22 protein-coding genes, 1 tRNA gene and 1 pseudogene are annotated in these 23,400 nt (G+C 42.3%); 13 read left to right on the top strand and 11 right to left on the bottom strand.

All coding sequences use genetic code 11. The annotated features are described in order from the left end of the window. Window positions 1-644: 644 nt before the first annotated feature. The 6 genes from fdhD (at window position 645) to CYP51_RS04220 (ending at window position 5,155) form a co-directional block, all read left to right on the top strand. Window positions 645-1,427 carry a formate dehydrogenase accessory sulfurtransferase FdhD gene (gene fdhD / locus CYP51_RS04195; protein WP_103624502.1) on the top strand — a complete coding sequence of 261 codons (783 nt, stop codon included), beginning with the start codon at window positions 645-647 and terminating at the stop codon, window positions 1,425-1,427. Continuing rightward, window positions 1,420-2,190: a winged helix-turn-helix domain-containing protein gene (locus CYP51_RS04200; protein WP_103624503.1), complete on the top strand. Its 771-nt coding sequence runs from the start codon at window positions 1,420-1,422 to the stop codon at window positions 2,188-2,190. The genes fdhD and CYP51_RS04200 overlap by 8 nt, the downstream gene beginning before the upstream one ends. 10 nt (window positions 2,191-2,200) lie before the next feature. Continuing rightward, a complete protein-coding gene (locus CYP51_RS04205) occupies window positions 2,201-2,389 on the top strand; it encodes a hypothetical protein (RefSeq protein WP_002951016.1) in 189 nt (62 codons plus the stop codon). Window positions 2,390-2,571: 182 nt separating this feature from the next. Next, window positions 2,572-3,897 carry an aminotransferase class V-fold PLP-dependent enzyme gene (locus CYP51_RS04210; protein WP_103624504.1) on the top strand — a complete coding sequence of 442 codons (1,326 nt, stop codon included), beginning with the start codon at window positions 2,572-2,574 and terminating at the stop codon, window positions 3,895-3,897. Window positions 3,898-3,953: 56 nt separating this feature from the next. Beyond that, the gene (locus tag CYP51_RS04215) at window positions 3,954-4,199 is read left to right on the top strand and encodes a hypothetical protein (RefSeq protein ID WP_103624505.1); all 246 of its coding nucleotides are present in this window, start codon (window positions 3,954-3,956) and stop codon (window positions 4,197-4,199) included. Further along, entirely contained in the window at window positions 4,184-5,155 is a 972-nt protein-coding gene (locus CYP51_RS04220; RefSeq protein WP_141089684.1) for a hypothetical protein, read from the top strand. Before CYP51_RS04215 ends, CYP51_RS04220 begins: the two co-directional genes overlap by 16 nt. 101 nt (window positions 5,156-5,256) lie before the next feature. Here the strand turns inward: CYP51_RS04220 and tupA are convergent, their stop codons facing one another. Then, window positions 5,257-6,075 (bottom strand): tungstate ABC transporter substrate-binding protein TupA, encoded by an 819-nt coding sequence (gene tupA, locus CYP51_RS04225; RefSeq protein ID WP_103559387.1) that lies wholly within the window; start codon window positions 6,073-6,075, stop codon window positions 5,257-5,259. Window positions 6,076-6,147: 72 nt separating this feature from the next. On the opposite strand from tupA, the gene tupB reads away from it, so the two are divergent. From tupB to fdh3B, 6 genes are all read left to right on the top strand, one after another. Next, window positions 6,148-6,840: a tungstate ABC transporter permease TupB gene (gene tupB, locus CYP51_RS04230; protein WP_103582478.1), complete on the top strand. Its 693-nt coding sequence runs from the start codon at window positions 6,148-6,150 to the stop codon at window positions 6,838-6,840. Window positions 6,841-6,933: 93 nt separating this feature from the next. Continuing rightward, window positions 6,934-7,887, top strand: coding sequence for a tungstate ABC transporter ATP-binding protein TupC (tupC, locus tag CYP51_RS04235; RefSeq protein ID WP_103624507.1), 954 nt, complete (start codon window positions 6,934-6,936; stop codon window positions 7,885-7,887). Between the two features lie 302 nt (window positions 7,888-8,189). Beyond that, on the top strand, window positions 8,190-8,915 hold the full coding sequence (locus tag CYP51_RS04240) for a TorD/DmsD family molecular chaperone (protein WP_103624508.1): 726 nt from the start codon (window positions 8,190-8,192) through the stop codon (window positions 8,913-8,915). Next, window positions 8,902-9,078 carry a twin-arginine translocation signal domain-containing protein gene (locus tag CYP51_RS04245; RefSeq protein ID WP_103624509.1) on the top strand — a complete coding sequence of 59 codons (177 nt, stop codon included), beginning with the start codon at window positions 8,902-8,904 and terminating at the stop codon, window positions 9,076-9,078. The genes CYP51_RS04240 and CYP51_RS04245 overlap by 14 nt, the downstream gene beginning before the upstream one ends. Window positions 9,079-9,124: 46 nt before the next feature. Then, window positions 9,125-11,935, top strand: a complete 2,811-nt coding sequence (locus CYP51_RS04255; protein ID WP_258032784.1) for a formate dehydrogenase subunit alpha — start codon at window positions 9,125-9,127, stop codon at window positions 11,933-11,935. Window position 11,936: 1 nt separating this feature from the next. Next, complete coding sequence (gene fdh3B, locus CYP51_RS04260; protein WP_103624512.1) at window positions 11,937-12,578, top strand: formate dehydrogenase FDH3 subunit beta; 642 nt, start codon at window positions 11,937-11,939, stop codon at window positions 12,576-12,578. 187 nt (window positions 12,579-12,765) lie between these two features. Here fdh3B and CYP51_RS04265 read toward each other — a convergent pair whose 3' ends face one another. The 3 genes from CYP51_RS04265 to CYP51_RS04285 form a co-directional block, all read right to left on the bottom strand. Beyond that, entirely contained in the window at window positions 12,766-15,009 is a 2,244-nt protein-coding gene (locus tag CYP51_RS04265) for a molybdopterin oxidoreductase family protein (RefSeq protein WP_258032783.1), read from the bottom strand. 525 nt (window positions 15,010-15,534) lie between these two features. After that, window positions 15,535-15,849 carry a hypothetical protein gene (locus CYP51_RS04280; protein ID WP_103624515.1) on the bottom strand — a complete coding sequence of 105 codons (315 nt, stop codon included), beginning with the start codon at window positions 15,847-15,849 and terminating at the stop codon, window positions 15,535-15,537. Between the two features lie 30 nt (window positions 15,850-15,879). Then, the gene (locus CYP51_RS04285) at window positions 15,880-16,191 is read right to left on the bottom strand and encodes a hypothetical protein (protein ID WP_103624516.1); all 312 of its coding nucleotides are present in this window, start codon (window positions 16,189-16,191) and stop codon (window positions 15,880-15,882) included. A gap of 391 nt (window positions 16,192-16,582) precedes the next feature. On the opposite strand from CYP51_RS04285, the pseudogene CYP51_RS04290 reads away from it, so the two are divergent. Continuing rightward, window positions 16,583-17,314 (top strand): annotated as a pseudogene (locus CYP51_RS04290) (IS1595 family transposase). Window positions 17,315-18,576: 1,262 nt separating this feature from the next. On the opposite strand, the gene CYP51_RS04305 reads toward CYP51_RS04290, so the two are convergent. From CYP51_RS04305 to CYP51_RS04335, 7 genes are all read right to left on the bottom strand, one after another. Continuing rightward, window positions 18,577-18,651 (bottom strand) — tRNA-Asn (locus tag CYP51_RS04305). A gap of 112 nt (window positions 18,652-18,763) precedes the next feature. Then, on the bottom strand, window positions 18,764-19,786 hold the full coding sequence (mnmA, locus tag CYP51_RS04310) for a tRNA 2-thiouridine(34) synthase MnmA (protein WP_103624517.1): 1,023 nt from the start codon (window positions 19,784-19,786) through the stop codon (window positions 18,764-18,766). Window positions 19,787-19,833: 47 nt separating this feature from the next. After that, a complete protein-coding gene (locus tag CYP51_RS04315; protein WP_103624518.1) occupies window positions 19,834-20,427 on the bottom strand; it encodes a TIGR00730 family Rossman fold protein in 594 nt (197 codons plus the stop codon). Beyond that, window positions 20,427-21,275: a flagellar motor switch protein FliY gene (gene fliY, locus CYP51_RS04320; RefSeq protein ID WP_087576723.1), complete on the bottom strand. Its 849-nt coding sequence runs from the start codon at window positions 21,273-21,275 to the stop codon at window positions 20,427-20,429. The genes CYP51_RS04315 and fliY overlap by 1 nt, the downstream gene beginning before the upstream one ends. Continuing rightward, entirely contained in the window at window positions 21,265-22,368 is a 1,104-nt protein-coding gene (gene fliM / locus CYP51_RS04325; RefSeq protein WP_054196277.1) for a flagellar motor switch protein FliM, read from the bottom strand. The genes fliY and fliM overlap by 11 nt, the downstream gene beginning before the upstream one ends. Continuing rightward, on the bottom strand, window positions 22,368-23,072 hold the full coding sequence (locus tag CYP51_RS04330) for an RNA polymerase sigma factor FliA (RefSeq protein ID WP_021090868.1): 705 nt from the start codon (window positions 23,070-23,072) through the stop codon (window positions 22,368-22,370). The genes fliM and CYP51_RS04330 overlap by 1 nt, the downstream gene beginning before the upstream one ends. Next, on the bottom strand, window positions 23,044-23,388 hold the full coding sequence (locus CYP51_RS04335) for a hypothetical protein (protein ID WP_021090750.1): 345 nt from the start codon (window positions 23,386-23,388) through the stop codon (window positions 23,044-23,046). The genes CYP51_RS04330 and CYP51_RS04335 overlap by 29 nt, the downstream gene beginning before the upstream one ends. Window positions 23,389-23,400: the final 12 nt, after the last annotated feature.

A 23,400-nucleotide genomic window follows, 5' to 3' on the forward strand; every position in this document is an offset into this window, starting at 1 on the left:
CCTCTACATAGGACAATATGTTAATATACTTACTTAGCAAACTCAAATGAGTTTGCTGTAAGGTCTTGGCAGACGGCCGATATTTTTCTTTGTCTAGGCAAAAGAAAAATATAAAACTTAGACGAAACTTTATCGCTCGAAAATGATTTTTTATCGGCAAAATATCTAAGTTTTCATATAAAAAGCCCTTAATGAATATAATTAAGGGCTTTTTATATACGGTCGGCGTGTTTGAGTCATGCACGGGCTATATAACAGTAAAATACGGCTTGACAAAATTAGTTTTTTTGACTCGACTCTATAATATAAATTTCCTTCTCGGTCTTACGTCAGGCCGCAAATTATATTTATGATTTTTCAAGATTTAACCTACATATGCGGCAAGTTATGTGCGATCTCGTTCTAGCCTTATGCTATTTTTTATTATTCCTTCATTTCTTATGCAAATAATAGATAATGATAAAATCGTGGTCAAAAATATCTTAAGATATATGCTAAATTTGCATATATAAATCATCATCAGACGCCGATAAAAACGCGCTAAAATACGTTTAAGTTTTTGCTTGATTTAAGCAAGATTTCACTACAATCAAATCTTAAATTTAGATTTTCAAGCTATCATTTCGCAAAAATTAAGGAAAATCATGCAACCTATTTTTACGACACAAATCACCAAATTTAAAGGCGCGCAAAAAAGCGTCGTTGATGATATTTTGGTGCGCGAGATCAAGCTTGAGATCTACATAAACGGCAAGCGTTTCGGCTCGCTGATGGCGACTCCGACCGATCAGGAGGCACTAGCTGCAGGCTACCTAATCAGCGAAAATTTGATCGCGAGCCCCGAGGATATCGAGAGTATCGAGCTCTCAGACGACGCTTTAAGCGTGCGGGTAAAGGCTAAAATCAACGAAAAACGCCTCGAGCAGTTTGACGAGGAAAAGGTGATAATTAGCGGTTGCGGACGCAGCTCGACGGCAAACATCGACCCGGGGGCTATGGCGGCGCGCTCCATAAAGGCCGACGTCAAATTTAACAAAGACGAAATTTTGCGCCAGATGGGGCAGTTTTACACGCAGTGCGAGCTTTACGAGATGACGGGCTGCGTGCATACGGCTAAGCTTTTCGTGAACGGAGAGCAGTTTTACATCGGCGAGGATATCGCTCAGCATAACACCATAGACAAAGCCGTCGGCAAAGCTATACTAGCCGGCGCACAGCTGCAAAATTCGTTTTTGATGGTGAGCGGCAGGCTCAGCTCCGAAATGGTCGCAAAAGCCGTCATGCACGGCATCCCAGTACTCGTCTCGCGTACGGCTCCGACTAGTCTTGGCGTCGTGATAGCGCGTAAATTTAACCTAACGCTGTGCGGCTTTGCTCGCGGCGAAAACATAAACGTGTATAGCGGCGCAGAGAGAATCTATGAGTGAGCAAATCCGCGAACTGATAACAAAACTGTTAAATCCAAAGGGCAGGCTAGACTGCGGCGCGGCGTTTAAGATCGCCGCAAAGCTAGGCGTAGAGATCGGCGAGGTTAGCGACGAGGCTGAAAAAATGGGCGTAAAGATCGACAACTGCGAGCTGGGACAATTTGGCGGGCTAGAAAACGGACGCGGCAAATACACCGTGATGACGCAGCTAAAACAAATGACCGATGAAAAGGGCAGAATACTGTGCAAAGACGCTAGAGACGCAGCTGCGGGCGTGGGGCTAAAGACGATCCGCTCTACGCTAAAAGACTATAAAATCGACGTAAAATACTGCCAGCTAGGGTGTTTTAAGGAGAAGAAAGGAAAAAAGATGAGAGTAAAAACCAAAACTTGGATAGAAAACGACGAGGGCGAGCTGATATTCGGTAAGGGCAAAACCGAAGTCCTAGACGTCATCGCCGAGGTCGGCTCGATCTCAAAGGCCGCCGAAATCCTAGGAATGAACTATAAAAAATGCTGGACTCATCTGCAAATTTTGCAAAAAAATCTAAAAGAGGAGCTTTTTACGACTAGGCAAGGTGGCGGCGAAAATGCCGGCACGACGCTAAACGAACGCGCGCATGAGCTCATAAACGCCTATAGGCAGCTTCAAAACGACATCGAGGATTTTGCGGATAAGCGCTTTAAGGAGTTGTTCTTGAAAAAAGACGGCGAAAAAAATGACGCAACTAAAGACGACAAAAAAGATAAAAAATCAATTTAAGGGAGAAAAAATGTACGTAAAACTAAACGATAGAGTCTATCTAAACAAAGACAAGATCACTAGAATAAAGGTAGATAGCGTCCAAGACGGTATCAGGATTCGCTTCTACGAGGGGCAAAATCAGGTCGCTAAAAGCGGACGCTTCGAAACTGAGGCAAAAGCTATCGAGTGGCTAGAGAAAAATTTTATAAATAAATAATAAAATGGTCGTGAGCCTCTGTGGCTCGCGATTCTCTGCTTTATTAAGTTAAATTTGCCGCTTTGCGGTTAAATTTAGCTTGCTCAAATTTAATCTCCAAATTTACTAAATCATTTCCACCGCAAAAGCCCTAAATTCGTGAAAATTTACTATAATTACCGCATCAAATTTAAAGAGTAAAAATGCTAAATTTAGACGAAATACGAAAAAATATCATACTAAAACATGGCGTGCACTATTTTGATTATACCGCTTCGGGGCTTGCTTATGAGCCCGTAGAGCGCGAGATAGCAGACATCCTCAAAACCTACGCCAACACCCACTCCGACAGCAGCTCCAGCGCCATCATCACGCAGCGACGCTACGAGGGCGCGAGAGAGGGCCTAAAAAAGCTACTTGGGCTTGACGAGCGGTTTTATCTCATCGCCTGTGGGCAGGGTGCGACGGCAGCGATCAAGAAATTTCAGGAGCTGCTTGGCATCTACCTGCCGCCTGCAACCAGAAGCGCGATCGGCGAGGCAAATTTACGCGCCGCGCAGCCTCCGCTCGTGCTCGTTTCGCCATACGAACACCACTCAAACGAGCTTAGCTTTCGCGAGGGGCTTTGCGACTACATGCGCGTGCCGCTTAGCGAGTCCGGCGAGATCGATCTGCTAGCACTTGAGCGCATACTGAAGCTAAATGCCGGGCGCCGTATCATCGGCTCGTTTAGCGCCGCCTCAAACGTCACGGGCGTCGTCAGCGATTATAAAAAGATCAACGAGCTAATCAGAGCTGCGGGCGGTATCGTGGCCTTTGACTGCGCGGCGCTGAGCTCGCATGCAAATTTAGACTGCGATCATTTCGACGCGATTTTCCTCTCGCCGCATAAGTTGCTCGGAGGGCCTGCAAGCTGCGGGCTTTTGGCGATCAAAAAAGAGCTGCTTAACAGCGATGTGCCGACCTTTGCCGCAGGCGGGACGGTCGCCTACGCTAGCCGCGAAGGGCACGTGTTTTTGAAAAATCCCGAGCAGCTAGAGGAAGGCGGTACGCCGCCTATTATCGGGCTTATGCGGGCAAATTTGGCATACGCGCTGCGAAACAAGGTGGGCTTCGAGCAAATAAAAAACGCCGAGGACGAGCTAGCGCGGCTTTTTGAGAGCGAGCTAGCAGGCATTGACGAGGTCATAAACTACGCTCCAAAGGGCGCGCCGCGGCTGCCGATAATTTCCTTTAACGTGCGCGGCGTTTCGGCGTATGATTTCGCCGCGAGCCTTAGCAACGACTTCGGTATCCAGACGCGCGCGGGCGTGATGTGCGCGGGCCCGTACGCTCACGATCTGCTGGGTATCAAGGAGGGGCGCATGCCAGAAACCAAGCCCGGCTTCGTGCGCGTGAGCCTGCACTACACGCACACCGAGCAGGACGTGCTATATCTAGTTGGCGCGATAAAATCCTGCATCAAAAAGCACCGCGATCTTTGGGGCGAGGAAAAGGCGATGTATGAGATGTTCAGCGGGAAGATTTAGCCTTATGATAGTGGTTAATTAGAAACAAAATAAATAAATTTAAAGAGGCGCAACTAATGAAAATTCAAATAATATCTTACTCCACAATATTTAAAATAAGTGATCCGCATATATCTCAGACCATTAGTGCTTTTGATCGTCCGAGAAGCTTTGATGAGTTTGATCTAAATATTATAGATTTAAATAGTCCCAAATTGTGGAGTTTCAGTCTTGAAGACCAAAAATGCAACAGGGCCATATATTGTATTAAAACATTAAAAGAAATTATGGAGAACTCTAAAAAAGCATGTCTATCATATTAATGCCTGCGAACACAAAAGTATCATTGCTTCGTTCTGGAGGCTTAACTGCTCAAACTATTTTAATTAAAGATATTATCAAGCAAATTAATTATGAACTATGCGAATTAACCTTGTCTTATGCGCGGCTAAGATATGAAATAAGCACAACAACCATAGACGAGCAAAATTTTTATTCCGATTTTATATTTGACAATGTGGATGGCGAGACTATCAAATGGTCAAATGGAGGTAAGAGTACAATAGTAAAACATAATGAAAGACTATATTCTACTACCCTTCTCATAAAAAATACAGCCAACGATTTAGGAATTTTAATATCATTTATTCTTTCTAGATTTAAAAAATCCGATGTTCCTGATTGGTTTAACAGTTTGGAATACTTTGATGATGCTGCGTTAAAAAATAAGCGTAGTGAATTATTGGATATATATCGGCAAATTGAAGATATAGATAGGCAAATTGATAAAAATAATAGATTTAAATCAATCCTATATTCAAATGGAGATGAGTTGATTGGTGTGGCAAAGGAAATTTTAGTAGATATTTTTAAGTTGCAAGATGATTATTTTATAGATGTAAAAAAAGAAGATTTTAGATTCGAATGTGGAAATATGAACTTTATAGTAGAAATAAAAGGGATAAACACAAACGTTAAAAATAGCAATATAGCACAATGCAAGAAACATGTAACTAATTTTTTAATAGCAGAAGATAATACTATGTCTCCTGATAACGTAAAGGGACTACTGATAATTAATCCTCAACGCGACATAGATCCTAGCAAAAGAGAGCCGATACATGCCAATCAAATAAGTTATGCAAAAAGTGAAGGTATATTAATAATAACGACTTTAGAATTACTAAAATTATATCAAGCATATACTAAAGACGAGGTGGTTAGTAATAAGTGTTTTGAAATATTTAAAAATAACGTCGGTGAGTTTAAATTTGAATAAGAGGTAAAATAGATTTTGATTTATAAAAAAGGGCGCAAAGCGCGCCCGAATCACACAAATTTAAGCCATAAATTCGACTCAAATTTGCGCGTAAAATAAAATTAGTTCTTGCGAGTATTTGCGTCAGGCGTGAAAAGCGGCTTATCTAGCAGCTTAAAGTCGCCGATAAATTTCTGACCCTCTTCGCTCGTCGCCCACTCTATAAATTTATTTGCGTTTTCGATGTCGGCCTTAGCGCAGTGCTTCGGATTTACCGCGATTAGCGAGTAGAAGTTCTTTAGGTCGTTGTCGCCCTCGTTGATGATGACCATCTCAGGCGCGCCTTTTTTGGTGTCCTCGTACTTGATGTAGGTGCCGCGGTCGGTGAACGTCACGCCCTTTTGCTCGGCTGCAGCGTTGATGGTAGCTAGCATGCCTTGGCCGGTTTGCATATACCAGCCGTCTTTTTCAGGCACTTCGCCGATGATTTTTTTCCAGATACCTTTTTCTTTGTTGTCAGTGCCTGATTTATCGCCGCGAGAGAAAAATTTGATATTCTCTTTTTTGATCAGCTCAAAGCTCTCTTTTATGTCTTTGCCTTTAAATTTATCGGCGATAGATTTATCGGCGATAACGACGAAATCATTGTACATTACGGCTTTTCTCTCGACGCCAAAGCCTTTTTCTACGAATTCTTTCTCAACTTTTGGCGAATGCACGAAAAGTATGTCCGCATCGCAGTTTTCGCCAAGTTTTAAAGCAGCGCCCGTGCCTACGGCGGTCCATTTGATATCGACGCCGGTTTTTGCCTTATACGCAGGGTAGATCGCGTCTAGTAGCCCCGTGTTATCGGTGCTGGTGGTGGTAGCCATGATGAGTTCGCTATCGCCCGCAAACGCCAAAACGCTCGCGATTAGCGAGCCTAATATTACTTTTTTCATTTTTCTCCTTTTTTAAAAGTATGCTATTATAGCATATTAAATTAACCATATAAACATACGGAGAAATAATATTTGGACTTTCTACTAAACGGATTCTTAGAGGCCTTTAGGCTGCTTTTTAGCGGCGATGAGGAAACGTATTCGGCGATCAGGGCGACGCTTTACACTTCGAGCGTTTCGATATTTTTTACGATTTTAGTCGGTTTTCCGCTAGGCTTTACGCTGGGATTTTACGATTTTAAAGGGCGCAGGATTTTGAGACTGCTCAGCGATACGGCGCTTGCGATGCCCACCGTTGCGATCGGACTTATTTTGTATGCATTTATCACGCGAAACGGCCCGTTTGGCGAGTTTGGGCTGCTTTTTACGCTAAAGGCCGTGATGCTGGGGCAGTTTGTGCTGGCTCTACCTATCATCATCTCGCTAAGCGCTAGCGTCGTGGAAAATATGGACAAAAAGCACTACCTAACCATCCTAAATTTACGCCTGAGCGCGCCGCGGCTAGTGGGCTGCGTGCTTTACGAGCTAAGGTATGCTCTGATGGTGGTCGTAGCGACGGCATACGGGCGTATCGTGGCCGAGGTCGGCGTGGCGATGATGATCGGCGGAAATATCAAATATTTTACCCGCACGATCACGACTGCAGTGTCGCTGGAGACGAACAAAGGCGAGTTTGCCATGGGTATCGCGCTGGCTTTGGTGCTCATCTTTATCGCGTTTGCCGTAAATTTGGCGATACACGCGCTAAAAAGGCTTGACCGATGAAATTTGACAAATTTGAAAAATTTACGCTCGCAAAAAGCGCGCTAGGCGCGTCAAACTTGAGTCTTTTCGTAAATTTAACGAGAAAGGCGCAAAGTGATAAACGTTAGAAATTTACGCCTAAACTACGGCGCGAGCGAGATTTTAAACATCCCGCGCCTTGATATCGACGTCACCAAAATCACCGCGCTAACTGGCAGCAACGGTAGCGGCAAAAGCACGCTAATGCGAGTAATGTCGTTTTTACAAAAGCCCACTAGCGGCGAGGTGCGGCTGTGGGGAAGCAGCGCGCCGAGTCTAAATTTACTGCGCGACGTTAGCGTTTTGTTGCCAGAGCCCGCACTTTTAAAACGCTCCGTGAGGGAAAACTTTAGGGCCGTTTTAAAAAGCCGCGGAGTGCTAGCGGAATTTGACGAGCGAGCGAGCGAGGCGTTAAATTTGGTCGGGCTCGACGAGAGTTTTTTAAACAAGCGCCACTTTGAGCTAAGCTCGGGACAGACGCAGCGCGTTAGCTTTGCGTTAAATTTGGCGCTTAGATCGCATTTATATCTACTCGACGAGCCGACAAACAGCGTGGACGTGGGCACGTCAAAGCTTTTCGGCAAGGCGGTGCTTTACATGCGGCAAAGATACGGCTGCGGCTTTGTGATCGCTAGCCACGACGACAAATGGCTAACCGCGGTTGCCGAGGAAAACGTCTTTTTGCACAAGGGGCGCGTGTGCGAATTTGAATACAAAAATATTTTCGACGCGCGGGACGGGGTTTTAAAATTTGACGAAAACGCGAGCGTAAATTTGCCGCAAAATTTACGTAACGCCGTGAAGATCGCCGTAAATCCAAGCAAAATCATACTAAGCAAAATGCCGATAGAAGGCTACTTGGGCGGCATCTTGCACTCGGTTTCGCTCTATCTTGGCAAAGAGCTTTTGGTAAAAATCAAAATCGGCGACTTTTTGATTAAAACGCTGGCGCCTAATTCGCAAAATTTTAACGTCGGCGAAAATATTTATTTTAAATTTGACGAGGAAGCGTTTTTGGGGCTTGAGTGAGCCCCGAAATTTTGCAAATTTCGCTCCTGATTTCAAATTTAGGCTCATTTAAAGCCCGTTAAAATAGCCGAGTTAAAAGTAAATATCAAAATAAAGCGTAAATGCAAGATATATGCGGAAATTTCATATTTATTTTATCTCCTAAAATTCGCCGTAAGCAATATGCAACTAAGGCATATTTAAGCATATATTAATTTTTTTGATTTATTTTTTTTTAAGTATAAGAAATAAGCCAAAAAGTAGTATAGTTTCACAATCGAGAAAAATCTCAAAAAAATAGACAAAAATGATAAAGGAAGGCGATGACTAGCAAGGGCGAATTTGCGGCGGGACGTGGGCTTTACTACTCGCTATTTTCGCGTTTTTTCGTTTTTAGCCAAGAAGCCGATAGATTTAGCGGCGTAAACGCGATGCTAGGCCTTGCCTCGGCGCACGCTCTAAACGAGGAATCGGCCGCCGCGATAATGCGCATACAGGCAAAATTCGACGAGAAAAATTCGCAAAATTTAGCGGATGAATTCGATGAAATTTTCCACGCTCTGCCAAGTCCGCTTAGAAACTCGCTGTCCTACTACGACGAGGGCTACGAGGTCGGACACGCTTGCGCAAAAGTGCGTAAAATTTTAGCCCGCACAGACATTAGGCGCGACGAGGCTAAATTTAAAGAAAACGAAGACAACGTAGGCTTCGTGTTTGCGCTAATGAGCGAATTTATCGCGCGAGAGAGCGAGCTGGAGCTATACGGCGAGCTTGAGGAGCAGCTTTTTAAAGAGATCATAAACCCAAACATCGACGAGTTTATAAATGATCTTTTTAACCACGAAAGCAGCGAAGTTTACAAAGACGTCGCAGTGCTTTTGCAAGGATTTATAGAGTTTGAGCGCGTAGTTTTAGGCGCGCCTCGTCCTATAAATCAAGGCAAAAACAAAAAGACCTTGGATGGAGTTTCAAGATCTGAGGCCATAAGAAGGCAAAAAAACCGAGTGAGAAAGCTAAAAGCTATGGAGGAAGAAAATGCAAAAAAATAGGCGAGAATTTTTAAAAAAGGCGGGGCTAGTCGGCGCGGTAGCGGCTACGGCCGGAGTAGTGACGGCAGCGGCGTCAAACCTAAAATACGGTAAAAGCAAAAAGACCGAAGTGCTTTATAAAAGAAGCAAAAACTGGGATCTATACTACGAACAAGCGAAATAATAAAATTTAAGAAAGGATAAATATGTCTGAGGCAAATTTACGTCTTATGCCCCACTCAAACGCAGTCGGGCGAAGATCGTTTTTAAAAATGGCCGCGCTAGCGGGCGTAGCGGGCAGCATGAGCGGACTGGCCGCTAGCGGCGTAACTAGAAGCGCCACAAAAGAAGAAATGGCAAATCCGTTTCCAAACTCTAAAATCGTAAAAACCGTTTGTACGGTTTGCTCCGTTGGATGCGGAGTGCGCGCCGAGGTAGAAAACGGCGTTTGGGTACGCCAAGAAGTAGCCCAAGATCACCCGGTAAGCGCTGGCGGCCACTGCTGTAAGGGCAGTGACGTCATCGATATGGTGCGCTCTCACTGCCGCGTAAAATACCCGATGAAAAAAGTAGGCGGCAAATGGAAACGCATCAGCTACAAAGAGGCTCTTGACGAGATCGGCGCCAAATTAAAAGCGTATCGCGAGAAAAACCCTGAACAAGTGATGTTTCTAGGCTCTGCAAAAGATTGCAACGAACAAAGCTATTATATAAGCAAATTCGTAGCGATGTTCGGAACTAATAATCTAGATCACCAAGCACGTCTTTGACACAGCTCTACAGTCGCCGGTGTGGCGAATACTTGGGGTTACGGAGCTATGACCAATCATCTTGGAGATATCCAAAACGCGAAGTCTATCTTTATAGTAGGCGCAAATCCGGCGGTAAATCACCCGGTCGGCTTTAGGCATTTTCTAAAAGCGAAGGAAAATAACGGCGCAAAGCTAATCGTAGTCGATCCAAGATACACGAGAACTGCTGCAAAGGCTGATTATTTCGCCCAAATTCGCACCGGCACGGATATACCTTTTATGTACGGCATGATGAATATCATCTTTCAAAACGGCTGGGAAGATAAGGAATTTATAAACGACCGCGTCTACGGTATGGATCTGATCCGCGAAGAGGCTGCCAAATGGACGCCCGAAGTCGTAGCCGATGTTTGCGGGATAAAAAAAGAGACGCTTCTTGAGATAACCGAAGTTTACGCTAAAAACCGCCCGGGATCGGTCGTTTGGGCGATGGGTCTAACTCAGCACACCATAGGCAGCTCAAACACTCGTATCGCTCCGATCTTGCAACTAGTACTGGGAAATATGGGCGTATCGGGCGGAGGCTGTAATATCCTGCGCGGTCACGACAACGTTCAGGGTGCGACGGATATGGCAAATTTGCCGACCGAGTTACCAGGGTACTATCCAAAGAACGAAGCCAACTGGAAATACTTCGCTAAGATGTGGAAGGTCGATTTTGAATGGCTCCAAAAGAATTTCGTTAAGCCTGAAATGATGTTTAAGCCCGGATTTACGCTGTCAAAATGGTGGGCGGGCGTGCTTGACGGTAAAAACGGCAACGAAGCCGTAGATAATGCCGGCGACAGCATAAAAGCCTTAGTAGTAATCGGCAACGGTATCACCTCTACCGCGCAACAAGTAAAAGTAAAAGAAGGCCTAGATGCGCTTGAGCTTTTAGTGCTAGTAGATCCTTTCGTAAACGATGCCGGCGTGATAACGGACAAAAAAGACGACGTCTATATACTGCCTGCGGCGACGCAGTTTGAAACTAGCGGCACTGTCGTAGCGACGAACCGCAGCGGCCAGTGGAGAAGCCAGGTTGTAGAGCCTCTCTTTGAGAGTATGCCGGATCACGAAATTTTATTTGAGCTTGCTAAAAGACTGGACTACTATGACGAGCTAACGCGCACGATCAGAGATGCCGAAGGTAAGATCGAGTGGCCTGAAGTCGCTACGCGCGAGATCGCAAGTATAATAAAAACTATCGGCATGACGGGTTGGACTCCGGAAAGGCTCAAAAAGCACCAAGAAAACTGGGATAAATTTGACGAAAAAACAAGTCTGGGAAAACCGGGCACCGTAGTCGAAGGCGAATACTACGGCTTGCCGTGGCCGTGCTGGACGGAGGATCATCCGGGCAGCCCGATACTTTACGACATAAACAAGTCCGTTAGGCAAGGCGGTATGGGTTTTAGAAACCGCTTCGGCTTAGAGCATAACGGAGTTAGCCAATTAGCCGCAGACGGTAGCGCGCCAGTAGATTCGTTTGTCAAGGGCGGATATCCGGAGATCAAAAAAGATAACATCGAAAAGGTGCTAGGCATCACTCTAACCGAGGATGAAAAGGCTAAAATAGGCGGCAGCTGGATACATGACGATAGTAATATCATCGCTAAAAAATGCATGGAGAAAAACATCGCTCCGTACGGCAACGCGCGAGCTAGGACGATCGTTTGGACTTTTGCGGATCAAATTCCTCTTCACAGAGAGCCGCTGCATACGCCTAGATTTGATCTAGCGCAGAAGTATCCGAGCTTTGAGGATAAGAAACTTCAAAACCGCGTCGATACAAAATTTAAATCCGTCCAGCTAGCAAAGGACTACTCAAAAGAGTTTCCTATTATCCTCACGACGGCTCGCCTCGTAAATTTTAGCGGTGCGGGCATGGAGACTAGAGCTAGTATGTATCTAAGCCGCTTGACGCCTGAGATGTTTGCGGATATCCACCCTGAACTTGCGGCTAAACACGGCATTAAAAACTGGGATTTCGTCTGGGTTCATTCGCCTGAAGGTACTAAGGTTAAGGTGCGCGCCAGAGTAGTACCGTCCGTTAAACCCGACACCATCTTTATGCCGTTTCATTATGCGGGTTATATGCAAGGCGCCGATATGACGGGTAATTTCCCTGACGGCACGAAGCCTTATGCGGTAGGCGAGAGCGCAAATACCGTCACTAACTATGGATATGATATAAACACTCAGATTCCTGAAACCAAAAGCGGTCTATGCCGCATAGAAAAGGCGTAAAATGAGCGAATTTAACGATAATAATAGACTTAAATTTTACTGCGACGACGATAGATGTATCGACTGTAACGGCTGTGCGGTAGCTTGCGATGAGGCTCACGAGCTGCCTCTAGGTATCCGCCGCCGCCGCGTCATCACGCTAAACGAAGGCGTACCAGGTAAGGAAATTTCAACCTCGATAGCTTGCATGCACTGCGAGGACGCTCCATGCTCGCTGGTTTGTCCGGTTGATTGCTTTTATATCAGGAGCGATGGTATCGTGCTACACGATAAAGATATCTGCATCGGCTGCGGATACTGCCTATACGCGTGTCCGTTCGGCGCGCCTCAGTTCCCGCGCGATGGAGTGTTCGGCGCCAAAGGCTCGATGGATAAGTGCACGATGTGTGCAGGCGGTCCGCTACCGACAAATAGCGAAGCCGAGCGCGAAGAGTACGGCCAGGATAGAATTTCCGAAGGCAAAGTGCCGGTTTGTGCCGCAATGTGCTCGACAAAGGCGCTGCTAGTAGGCGAATCTGCAATGATAGAGAAGATCTACGGCGATAGGGTCAAGGCACGCGGCTACGGCTTTAAAGACCTAAAGCAAACTCTGACTTGGAAGCTCGCCTACTATGCTGGCGATAGGCTTAAAATAAAATCTTAAAATTTAGCTCGCTCTGCCGAGATTGCGGGGGCGAGTAATCTCATCAAATTTGACGCGGTTTGGCTGCGCCAAATTTGACTCACGCTTCTTTAGCTTCACTAAATTTTACATGGATAGTTCGTTAAATTTGAATGCTGGCAAATTTGAAATAAAATAAGTAGAAAAAGGGCGGTCTCCCGCCCTAAATTTACGCTCTAACAGGCGATAAATACGGATTTGCCGAGTGCATCGACATCTCGTTTTGCTCTCTAAATTTGATAAATTCCTCTTCGCTTAGACGCCTGATGTTTGCTATCGTCATCTTTAGCGGCGTGATGCCTGAGAGCGGATCGGGATCGCTGGCGTTTGCTAGCTCGTTACCGTCGGCCTCGCTATAGTGGAAGGTCGTAAATATCGTGCCTTCTTTTAGATCCGGATTTACGCGTAGTTTGGCCGCGATCTGGCCGCGTTTGTTTTGTACGAGCGCGTAGCAGCCCTCCTCTAGCTCCCTCTCGCGAGCGATATCGGGACTCACCTCTATGAGCGCGCCCTCGATGCCAGCACCGTATTCAAGAGCCGGACACTCTCTAGTCATAGTACCCGTGTGGTAGTGATAGACCTTGCGTCCGGTCGTAAATAGGCACGGATATACCTCGTCGGGCACTTCGCTAAGCGCGCCGCTACCGACCGGATAGCCCTCCGGGATATTCATCTTGGCTCTAAATTCGGCCTCGGCTTTAGCGCGCTCCCCTTTATCGTCTACGTAAAGTACCGGCGCGAAGCGGAATTTACCGCCAGGCAGCATGGACTTGTGATCTGCGTAAAGCACGGGCGTACCCGGATGCTCCTCGTCTGGGCACGGCCAGCTGATACCGCCTAGTTTGCCTAGTCTATAGTAGCTGATACCGCCGAAAAATTTAGGCATAAGCTCCCTTAGCTCGTTCCAAATTTGCTCAGGGCTAGCAAAATCAAATCCCTCTAGCCCCATGCGGTTTGCGATATTGCAAACGACTTTCCAGTCGGGCTCCACGCCGCTAACGGGTTCGCTAGCTTTGCGCGTGCGTTGGACGCGGCGAGAGGTGTTGATAAAGGTTCCGTCCTTCTCGCCCCAACCTGCGGCAGGTAGCACCACGTCGGCCTTGTGCGCGCTCTCGGTAAAGAAAAGATCCTGCACGATAAAGCAGTCTAGGTGATGTACGGCGTGGACGAAGTGCTCGGTCCAAGGATCGCTCATTACGGGGTTTTCGCCGTAGACGTAGAGTACTTTTAGCTCGCCGCTATCCATTTTATCGGGTGCTTGCGTTAGCTTAAAGCCTGGAACCGGATTTAGCTCAAAGTGCCATACTTTGCGTGCTTGCTCCTGCGCGTAAGGGTTGTTTACCGCGCCGGCCGGGATGACGTTAGGTAGCGCGCCCATGTCGCATGCGCCTTGGACGTTGTTTTGACCGCGCAGAGGATTTACGCCTGCGCCCTTTTTGCCTAAATTTCCGGTTAAAACGGCTAAATTTGATAGTGAAAAGACGTTTGACGTGCCGTCGCTAAACTGCGTGATGCCCATCGTGTAGCAAATCGCCGCCGCGCCTGCTTTAGCATACATTCTAGCTGCCTCTATGATGAGCTCTTTTTTTATGCCGGTTTCGCGCTCGAAACGCTCAGGCGTAAAGTCCTTAACCGCTTCTTTTAGATATTCAAATCCCTCGGAGTATTTCTCGATAAATTCGCTATCTTGCAAATTTTCGGCGATTATGACATGCATCATTGTATTTAGCGTTTTGATATTCGCTCCGATCGGTATTTGCAAGAAAATATCGGCTTTTTTAGCCATATCGGTGCGCTTTGGATCTACGACGATCATCTTCGCGCCTCGCTGAAGGCCGCGCTGCATCTGCATAGCGATTATCGGGTGGCACTCGCTCGTGTTGGTACCGATCAGTAAAAATACGTCCGTATCGGTCGCAAATTCGACTAAATCGTTCGTCATCGTTCCGTTTCCTAGCGTGCTGGCAAGACCTGCCACTGTAGGAGCGTGTCAAAGACGGGCGCAGTGATCGACGTTGTTGCTACCCTGGGCGCGGAAAAATTTCTGGAAAACGTAGTTGTCTTCGTTATTTGAGCGCGCAGAGCTAAAGCCCATGATCGAGCTTGGGCCGTATTTTGTGACGGTGGATTTAAATTTATCCGCAAGGAAATCATAGACCTCCTCAAAACTCACTTCTTCAAGCTCTCCGTGCTTGTCGTAAACGCCGTTTAGCTTTCTCATCATCGGTCGGCTTAAGCGTTTAGGAGAGTTTACGAACTCCCATCCGAACATTCCTTTTAAGCAAAGCTCGCCGTCGTTTACGTGGTGGTCTTTACTGGGTTTGGCGTCTACGATTCTACCGTTTCGCACGATAAGATCGATGCCGCAGCCCGTACCGCAATATGGACAGGTGGTCTTTACGATCTCTTCCATTTTTGCTCCTTTCTGGTATTACTGAAAATTATGAGATTATTATACAACTGCAAATGTAAATTTAGTTTTAAAATTAGTATATTTTTTTAAGAATTATTTAAGTAATATGCAAATTTAGCATATTACTCTTTTGGCTAAATTTGTCTTTAAAATCGTATTTTGAAAGCAAAATCACATATTGGTCATTTTGATAAAATTTGTCCTACCGGTACTACTCTATAATAATCTATTAAAGATTTCTCGCTGCCGATAACTTGCTTATATCTCCATCCCATCCCTACTATACTTGTCTTTTATCTCATTTTTTATCTCCGCAGGCCCATCATCTAGCAGCTTATTAACATTCGGTATTAAATTACTTATTTTTGAGATAAAACCAATGCCCTTCATTTTAAAGTTTTCTAATATAGTTAACTTATCCTGTAAATTTTCTATCGTTTCGTCTTTAACTTTTGCTTCTTCTTTCGGCTCCGATATTTTTCGGCATTATGTAGTATCCGCACAAATTCATTTTTTTTATTAAATCTAAATAATGTTCGCAAATTTTAGTGTTTTTATGTAATTTTCCATAAAATCCCAATCTGGCTCAAAATCGGTTTCGTTTATTTTTATGGCTGGCAACAAAATGTTTGTTTTTAGGAGCCTATCGCCTGTCCAACTTCTACCGTATGAAAATTTATTTCTTTCTAAGTCTAATATAGTGGTTAAAAACAATCCATTATATTTATTTAGGCGTTCACTGTATCCACAGGAAGTCTTTCCACTCATTCCGATAAAATCATATCCTTGATACAGCGAGTAGCCTGCGCTTCCTTGCTCAAGTTGTATGAATAAATACAATTGCCCCTTGAAATGTATTCTTTATTGTCATTAAGCGACCACATAAATTCGTATCCGTTTGATTTTTTTTGCAGCTATATACGCAACGTCTCGCCCCCCCCCCTCTATTAAATTATTAGTATTATTTCCTTTTGTTGATTCAATTTTAAATAAAGTTCCCAATTCAAAATACTTCCAATTAGAAATGTTTAAATTTTTATTTATTTTTTGCATCTTAGTTGCAGTATTACTCAGATTTGCTTTTCCTAATTTTACGACAAAAGACGCATATTCTCTTACGGTTTTTTCAAAATTCTTTATTGATATACTAGAATAGTTTGTTTTCATATATGCTTCAGCCAACCATTCGTCATTTGCATTTATTGTTTTTAAAACAGGGATTCCGTCTTTTTAATTTTTTTTACGATAAAGATTAAGCCATTCTTTCTCCGTTTCAGCCCACGAGCCCTCAGCCTTCTCTACTCTACCTAATTTTTTTCTTTTTTGAAAAGCATCATCTTTATAATATCCAAAAAATATTTTATGGGTGTAAGAATACCTAACACCCAATTCAAAAACCATACAACACGCTACTGAAGAAGAGCTGGGATGAAAGACATCCGAAGGCAAAGAAAATACTGCTAAAAGAGTGTGTTCTTTTAGCAGTATTTTCTTTATAATTTTTGGCTCTCTTTAACTTAAGCTCACGCAAAGGAGCATTAAGTTACGATGAATTCGATGAAAAAACAAATATATAATCCGTTCCCGAATTTCAGAGAAGAAATTTAGAGAAATTCTAAAGTACTTCGCAGAAGATATAGAAGCATCAAAGATATCGAATTTAACTAAAATTTCAGAAGCAACCCTATGTAAAATCTTTAGAGAAATAAGAATTCTTATATCTAAAGAGCACGAGAAGATATCTAAGTTTTCAGGCGAGGTAGAGATTGACGAAAGCTACTTTGGAGCTAATAGAGTAAGAGGTCTTGTGCTTGCGTTCTCTTTGAGAAAAGAGGCAGAGGTGCGGCAAATAAAACATCGGTGTTCGAAATGTTAAAGCGTGACGGTAAGGTCTATACCCAAATAGTTAAAAACTGTTCTGCTAATGAACTGATATCGATATTATCGGGGTTTAGCGATCTGGACGAGAGCGTTATTTACTCTGATTGTTGGAAGGCTTATGATGGCTTGGTTGATTACGGAGCCAAAGCGCATTATAGAGTGAAGCACTCTAAAAATGAATTAGCAAATGGTAAAAATCATATCAACGGTATAGAAAACTTTTGGGGATATGCCAAACATAGATTATCTAAATTTAAAGGCATTAAGAAAGAGAATTTCTTGCTTCATCTTAAAGAGTGCGAATTTTAGATATAATACTAAAATTACACAGGAAAACTTATATCAAAAACTATTAAAATTGATAAGAGAGAATCTGCTTAAGTTTAATTGGGCCTTTAATTTTTTAGCTCTTGCTTGTCGTTAAACTCTTTTTCGTCTAGGTGTATTTGCTTTAGATTTTTATGTCTCGCCTTTGCCGTTAAACCTAAGATTTTTATGGTTTTCAAATTGGTAGTTCGTAAAATAAGCTGATAATGCTTGGTCTTTTCGTCGTTATGTTCGCTAATCAATAAACACTTTCGCCATATTTTGCACAGTACGATCTCGCAAATTTAAGAACTCTGTCAAGCGAAACTTGAGCATTAACAAAATTAACTTCGGTTTGATTTAGTCCTTCTTTGGGGTCTTTGGACGCTCGGTACCGAAACTTATGATCACTTCGGAAAACCCAACCATATTGTTTCGCCAACGATTCTTTACCGCCTTGCCGTTTTTATAGATTTTAGTTTGAGCTTCGTAGTCGGCTTTCATCTTTTCGTGATATTCTCTCAAAAATATTTCTTATCACTAAATTCTTTATCTCCTGCTGTGATCTCTCGCATGTGACCGTTGTCTTTATACTCGCTAAGCACTATGTACCTATTATTTCGGCTGTTACCTCTAAGATATCCGATCTTAGAGGCATGTTTATCCTCACAAACGTTAGCTCATACCTTATAATAGCCTTCTTCAAGGTTAAAAACTCGCTTCTAACGAAAAGAACCACGTTGTGTCCGTCGATTTGAAGGGCGCTCATTTACATACTCCTCTTTAAGGATCAAGAACACGTCTTGATTCGTTTTTGAAAAATATAAGCCGCAATATCAGTGATCGCAAACGCTATACGAGAATTTTTTGCGTCGCCCATTTTAATGTAGCGAGGAATATCCCTGCCCTGCGATATACGAAGATCAAGAGTGGATACGCGATACTAAGAAGTTTTGCCGTTTGTTGCTTGTTTAGCACCGCTTGTCCTTTATATTGACCGGCTATATGCTCGAGAAGCGCTTTATGCTCCGTGTTAGTAAATAAATCATTAAGCATTTTATTTTCTCCTCCTGGCTAGCTCTTACATAACTAATTACAGCAACTTTCCATTTACTTTTGCTATTTTGAGCGGTTTTTGGATAGTTTTTGAAAAATTTTTAATACCCTATGGTTCTTTAGAGTATTTTAGGGTAGTCGAGAGTAAAAAAATTGTTTTCTTGTTTTTAAAAACAAAAATAAAGCATCTTAGATTGACTTAGAAAACATGGCGAGAAATTGGAATATTAAAAAATTTCGGGAACAAATTTTATAAAACTAAGAAAACTTAAAGCTCTTAAAATATCGTTAAAATCGGGGGTTAAAGAGATTTTTGAGTATATATGGCTCCGGATGCTGGGTTCGAACCAGCGACCAAGTGATTAACAGTCACCTACTCTACCGCTGAGCTAATCCGGAACACTTGAAAAGAGCTCGTATTATAGACGAAAAGATATGTTTTGTCAATAAATTTTAGCTTAATTTAGAAAAAATCGCACAGAGCCCAATAAATTTTTATAAAAGGCTAAAACTAGCCTTTTATAAATCCACTTGCAATAACCTTATCACCATCATACATAACACAAAGCTGGCCTTGTGCCACACCAAGTGCATTTTGATTTAGCGTTAATTTTGCCGTTTTATTCTCTTTATCAACCTCAACAAAAGCATCAAGTTTAGGACTTCTATATCTTATCTTGGTTTCGCACTCAAATTTATCTTTATCTATAAACAAATTTACGTTTTCAAGCTCGACTACCTTTTGAGCCAAGTCATCTTTTGTTCCTACAACGATCTCGTTTTTATCGGCATTTATCTTTATAACAAAATGTGGCTCATGGGCACCAAAAACCTCAAAACCTCGGCGCTTGCCAATAGTATAGTGCATATAGCCTTGGTGGCGGCCGATTATTTTGCCATCTTTATCGACCACATTTCCTGGCAAATTTGTATTGTAATGCTTATTTAAAACTTCGATATAGGTATCTTCCACAAAGCAAATTTCACTACTTTCTGCCTGCGTAGCAAATTCTTCAAGCACTTTTACACTTCTTGCAAGCTCTTTTATATCTTTTTTAAATTTATCCCCAAGCGGAAAAATAACATCTTTTAATATCTCTTTTGGCACTTGGGCTAAAAAGTAGCTTTGATCTTTGCTAGGATCTTTTGCACATGTTATGAATCCGTCAATAACTTGCACATAATGCCCAGTAGCAAGCTTCTCACAGCCATTTACCTTTGCAAAATCAAGTAGCGCACCAAGCTTTATAAATTTATTGCACAAAGCACAAGGATTTGGCGTCTTGCCCTCTTTATAGAGCTTCACAAAAGGATCATAGACAAACTCGTTAAATTTATCCTGTAGATCCAAAATATGTACCTTTATGCCAAGATACTCGCCTACTTTTTTCACTTTTCTGATATTTTCTTCGTGATATCCTGGCTTTTGATGTAGCATCATATAGCAACCTTGCACTTCATGACCAGCTTCTTGCAGAAATTTAGCCGTCATAGTACTATCTACACCACCGCTCATTGCGACCATTACTTTCATATTTTTACCTCTTTGAAATTTAAAAGGGGATATTTTATATCTTATTTTTAAATAGCCAAAATTTCATCTACAATAAGCTCTAAATCATCGGTGATTTTGTATAAATTTATATCTTCTTTTTTTATTGTTTTTTGGCTAACTAGTGTATTTTTTATAAATTCATCAAGCCCTTGCCAAAATTCACTCCCAAAAAGAAAAATTTTTACTTTTTTGCTACCAACTTGAGCAAGTACTAAAATTTCAAAAAGTTCATCAAGAGTGCCAAAGCCACCTGGAAAGACGACAAATGCGACTGAACGATCGGTAAGTGCAAATTTTCTTGGGCTTAAATTTGAAAAGAGATATTTTGCTGTGACGTAAGGGTTTGTATTTTGTTCAAACGGAAGTCTCACATTTAGTGCGACACTTGGAGACTTTGCACTGTCAAACGCGCCCTTGTTTGCAGCTCTCATTATGCCGTCTCCGCCACCAGTTAAGATGGCATATCCTAGCTCGTTTAGCTTATAAGCTAGTTCATAAGCCTTTTTGCAGTAAAAATTATCTTCCTCAAATCTAGCCGAGCCAAAGAAGGTTACATTCTTATTTTTATATTTTAAGACGTTTGGAAAATTTAAAAGATCGCTAACTAATTCATTATTCATTATTTTAACTGTTGAAGCCTCTCGCGTTTTGAGCCTATCTGAGTGATCTGGATGCCAAAGTTTCCATCGATTATGACAACTTCGCCAAGGGCTATTACCTTATCGCCGATCAAAATTTCAAGCGGATCATTTGCTAATTGATTTAACTCAATAACTGAGCCAATATCCATGGTAAGCACATCTTTTAAGAGCATTCTTTTTGAGCCAATACGAACACGAATAGGCAGCCTAACATCCATTATAAGCCCGATATTTCTCATCTCTTCAGCGCTAAAATCGCCCTTAGCTACGTGAGGGGTGCTCGCTGGTGTAGCTGGTGCTTCAGTCTTTGTTGGCTCAAAAAATTTCATCAACGAATGATCGCAAGCAAAACCGATATGTTCGCTTAAGTCTTCGATTTTTACATTAAATAAAAATAGTTTTTCATAAACACTAAAATCAAGCGAAGAATTTTCATCTAAAAAATTTACATTTATTACTTCAAAATTTATCTTTGGCATACCCTTTTGAGCGCCCAAAGATGTACTAAAAGCACTAAAAAGGTTTGAAAATATCTCTTTTGCAGCGTCAAGCTCATCACTGCCTAAATTTTCATTCTTTGAAATTTCCTCTTCGCCCATCATCCATTCGCTAATGGCACTTATTAAAACCGGAGTGCATACTATCTCTGTTTTAGCATTGATATCGCCACTTAAAGAGATATTAGCCATCACTACCGGCGGCTTTATGCCATTTTGCGTTGGCGCGTCAAATTCATTTCTTTCACCAACCTCTGGAGCTCTGCCCGTAAGTCCTTCGATAGTAGCTTTTAATTCATTAGAAAATATATTAAAAAAATCATTCATCATCTTCGTCGTCCTCTTCTTCTTCCATTTTGCGCTCATTAGCTTCATACGCCATTAGCTTTGCTTTTCGCTCTTCTTCGTATTTTTCTAAGATATTTTTGATCTCATCTTTATCAGAGCGTATTAACTGTTCAATCCTTATAGATTTTCTAAATCTATGAAGCCCAACCTCAGCTAAGAAAACTTCTTTTTTATCGATACAAACGATCGCCTTGTCATCAGCTCCTCTATCAAGCCTTAAAATATCGCCTTCTTTTAAATTTAAAAACTCATTTACGCTAATGATCGACTTGCCAAGTATGGCCTCATATAAAATTTCTGCTCGTCCGATAAGTGTTTTTAGCTCTTTATTTCTACTTTTTTTTGCACTTGTTTCGCCAAGCATAATGTCCCTGTTTGCAAGGCGTGAGAGTATCGGTTCAAGATAGATGACTGGATAGCATAAATTTATCATACCGCTTGATCCGCCAACTATGATCTCCATAACGACCATGATGACGATCTCATTTTGAGAGACGATCTGTACGACATTTGGACTGCTCTCCTTAGCTTCCACATTTGGGTACATATCAGTTATCATCGACCAACTCTCTTTTAGACGCTGCATGATCATTCTAAGCACCGCATCAAGTAAATTTACTTCGATGTCGGTTAGCTCTCTATTTGCTTCAAAATTTTCACCAGTTCCGCCAAGCAAACGATCTATCATCGGAAAGGCAATGCTTGGATTTATCTCCAAAACACAGTTTCCATCAAGCGGTTTTATAGAAAAGACGTTGAAACTAGTTGGACTTGGTAAACTCATCAAAAATTCGCCATAAGTCATTTGATCAACACTGTGAAGTCTGATCTCGACGATACTTCTCATAACACTAGAAATTTGACTAGCCAAATTTCTGGCAAGCTTATCATGGATGCCTTTTATCGCACGAAGTTGCTCTTTACTAACGCGGTTTGGACGCTTAAAATCATAAATAATAATCTGCTTTTGTTCGCCTTGTGATCTCTCTTCAACCTCGATATTACTTGTATCGCCGTCTTCATCAACAACTTCAAGTAGCGCGTCTATCTCTTCTTGACTTAAAATATCAGCCATTAAACCCCCAAGCTACGCCTGATACGATCAAGCAAACGTTTATGAATTTGTGAAATTCTACTCTCGCTGATATTCATGATCTGGCTTATCTCTTTTAAATTTAGCTCTTCATAATAGTAAAGCTGAACCAACATCTGATCTCTTTCGTCAAAATCTTTTAAAGCCTCTTCTATTTTTAAAATGAGATCCTCTCTCTCAATGCTTTTCTCGACATCATTTTGACCAATTAGCTCCATTTGCTCGTCTATTGGCAAAATAGTGATAATACCGCTAACGCCTCTTGCCTCTCTTATCTTCTCAATATCTTCATTAAGCTTTTCAGCCAAATACTCATCGCTTGGCTCTTCTTCAAATTCATTAAAGTAGTTATCTATCTCACTATTTATGCTCTTTACTAGCTTTCTATCGCTTCTACTGACAACATCAAGTGTCCTTAGATAATCGAGCATAGAGCCATAAATTCTCTTTTTGCCATAACCCCAAAAAGAGTCATTTTGCTCCTTGTCATACTTCCTGCTAAGCTTTATCATCTCTTCGACACCAATGCTTATTAGGTCATTTGTATCTATACTTGATGGCAATCTCTCTTTAAGTCTAAACGCCATTGCACGCAGTGCTGGCATATATTTTAAGACGATTTCGTCTTGTTCCTTTTTTATCGTATTTTTATAAGCGTTAAGCTGCTTTTGCTTTAACTCGTGCATTTCGTTTACCAGAATCAAAATTTTCAGCAGTCATTTTTACCATTATATTTTCCATACGCTTTTCTCTAGTATTTAGCTCAGAGATGAGATAGTCTGCAATCTCTTCGTGTTTTTGTTTGTCAAAAATTTTAGTTAAAGCCCTTTTCACATCGATGTAGTTCATGATAACAATGTGAATTATAAGATAAAAAAACAAAGTAATAACTAGTGTATAAACTAGCATTTCGATAGGCTCACTCACCTTTAACAAGGTAAAAACTATACCTACAAAAAAGCCACAAACCGTAAAAAATGCTATAAAATTTTCTGCACGCAAAGCTCAATCTCC

Source organism: Campylobacter concisus (assembly GCF_002912895.1).
In the GTDB taxonomy this organism is placed as follows: domain Bacteria; phylum Campylobacterota; class Campylobacteria; order Campylobacterales; family Campylobacteraceae; genus Campylobacter_A; species Campylobacter_A concisus_G.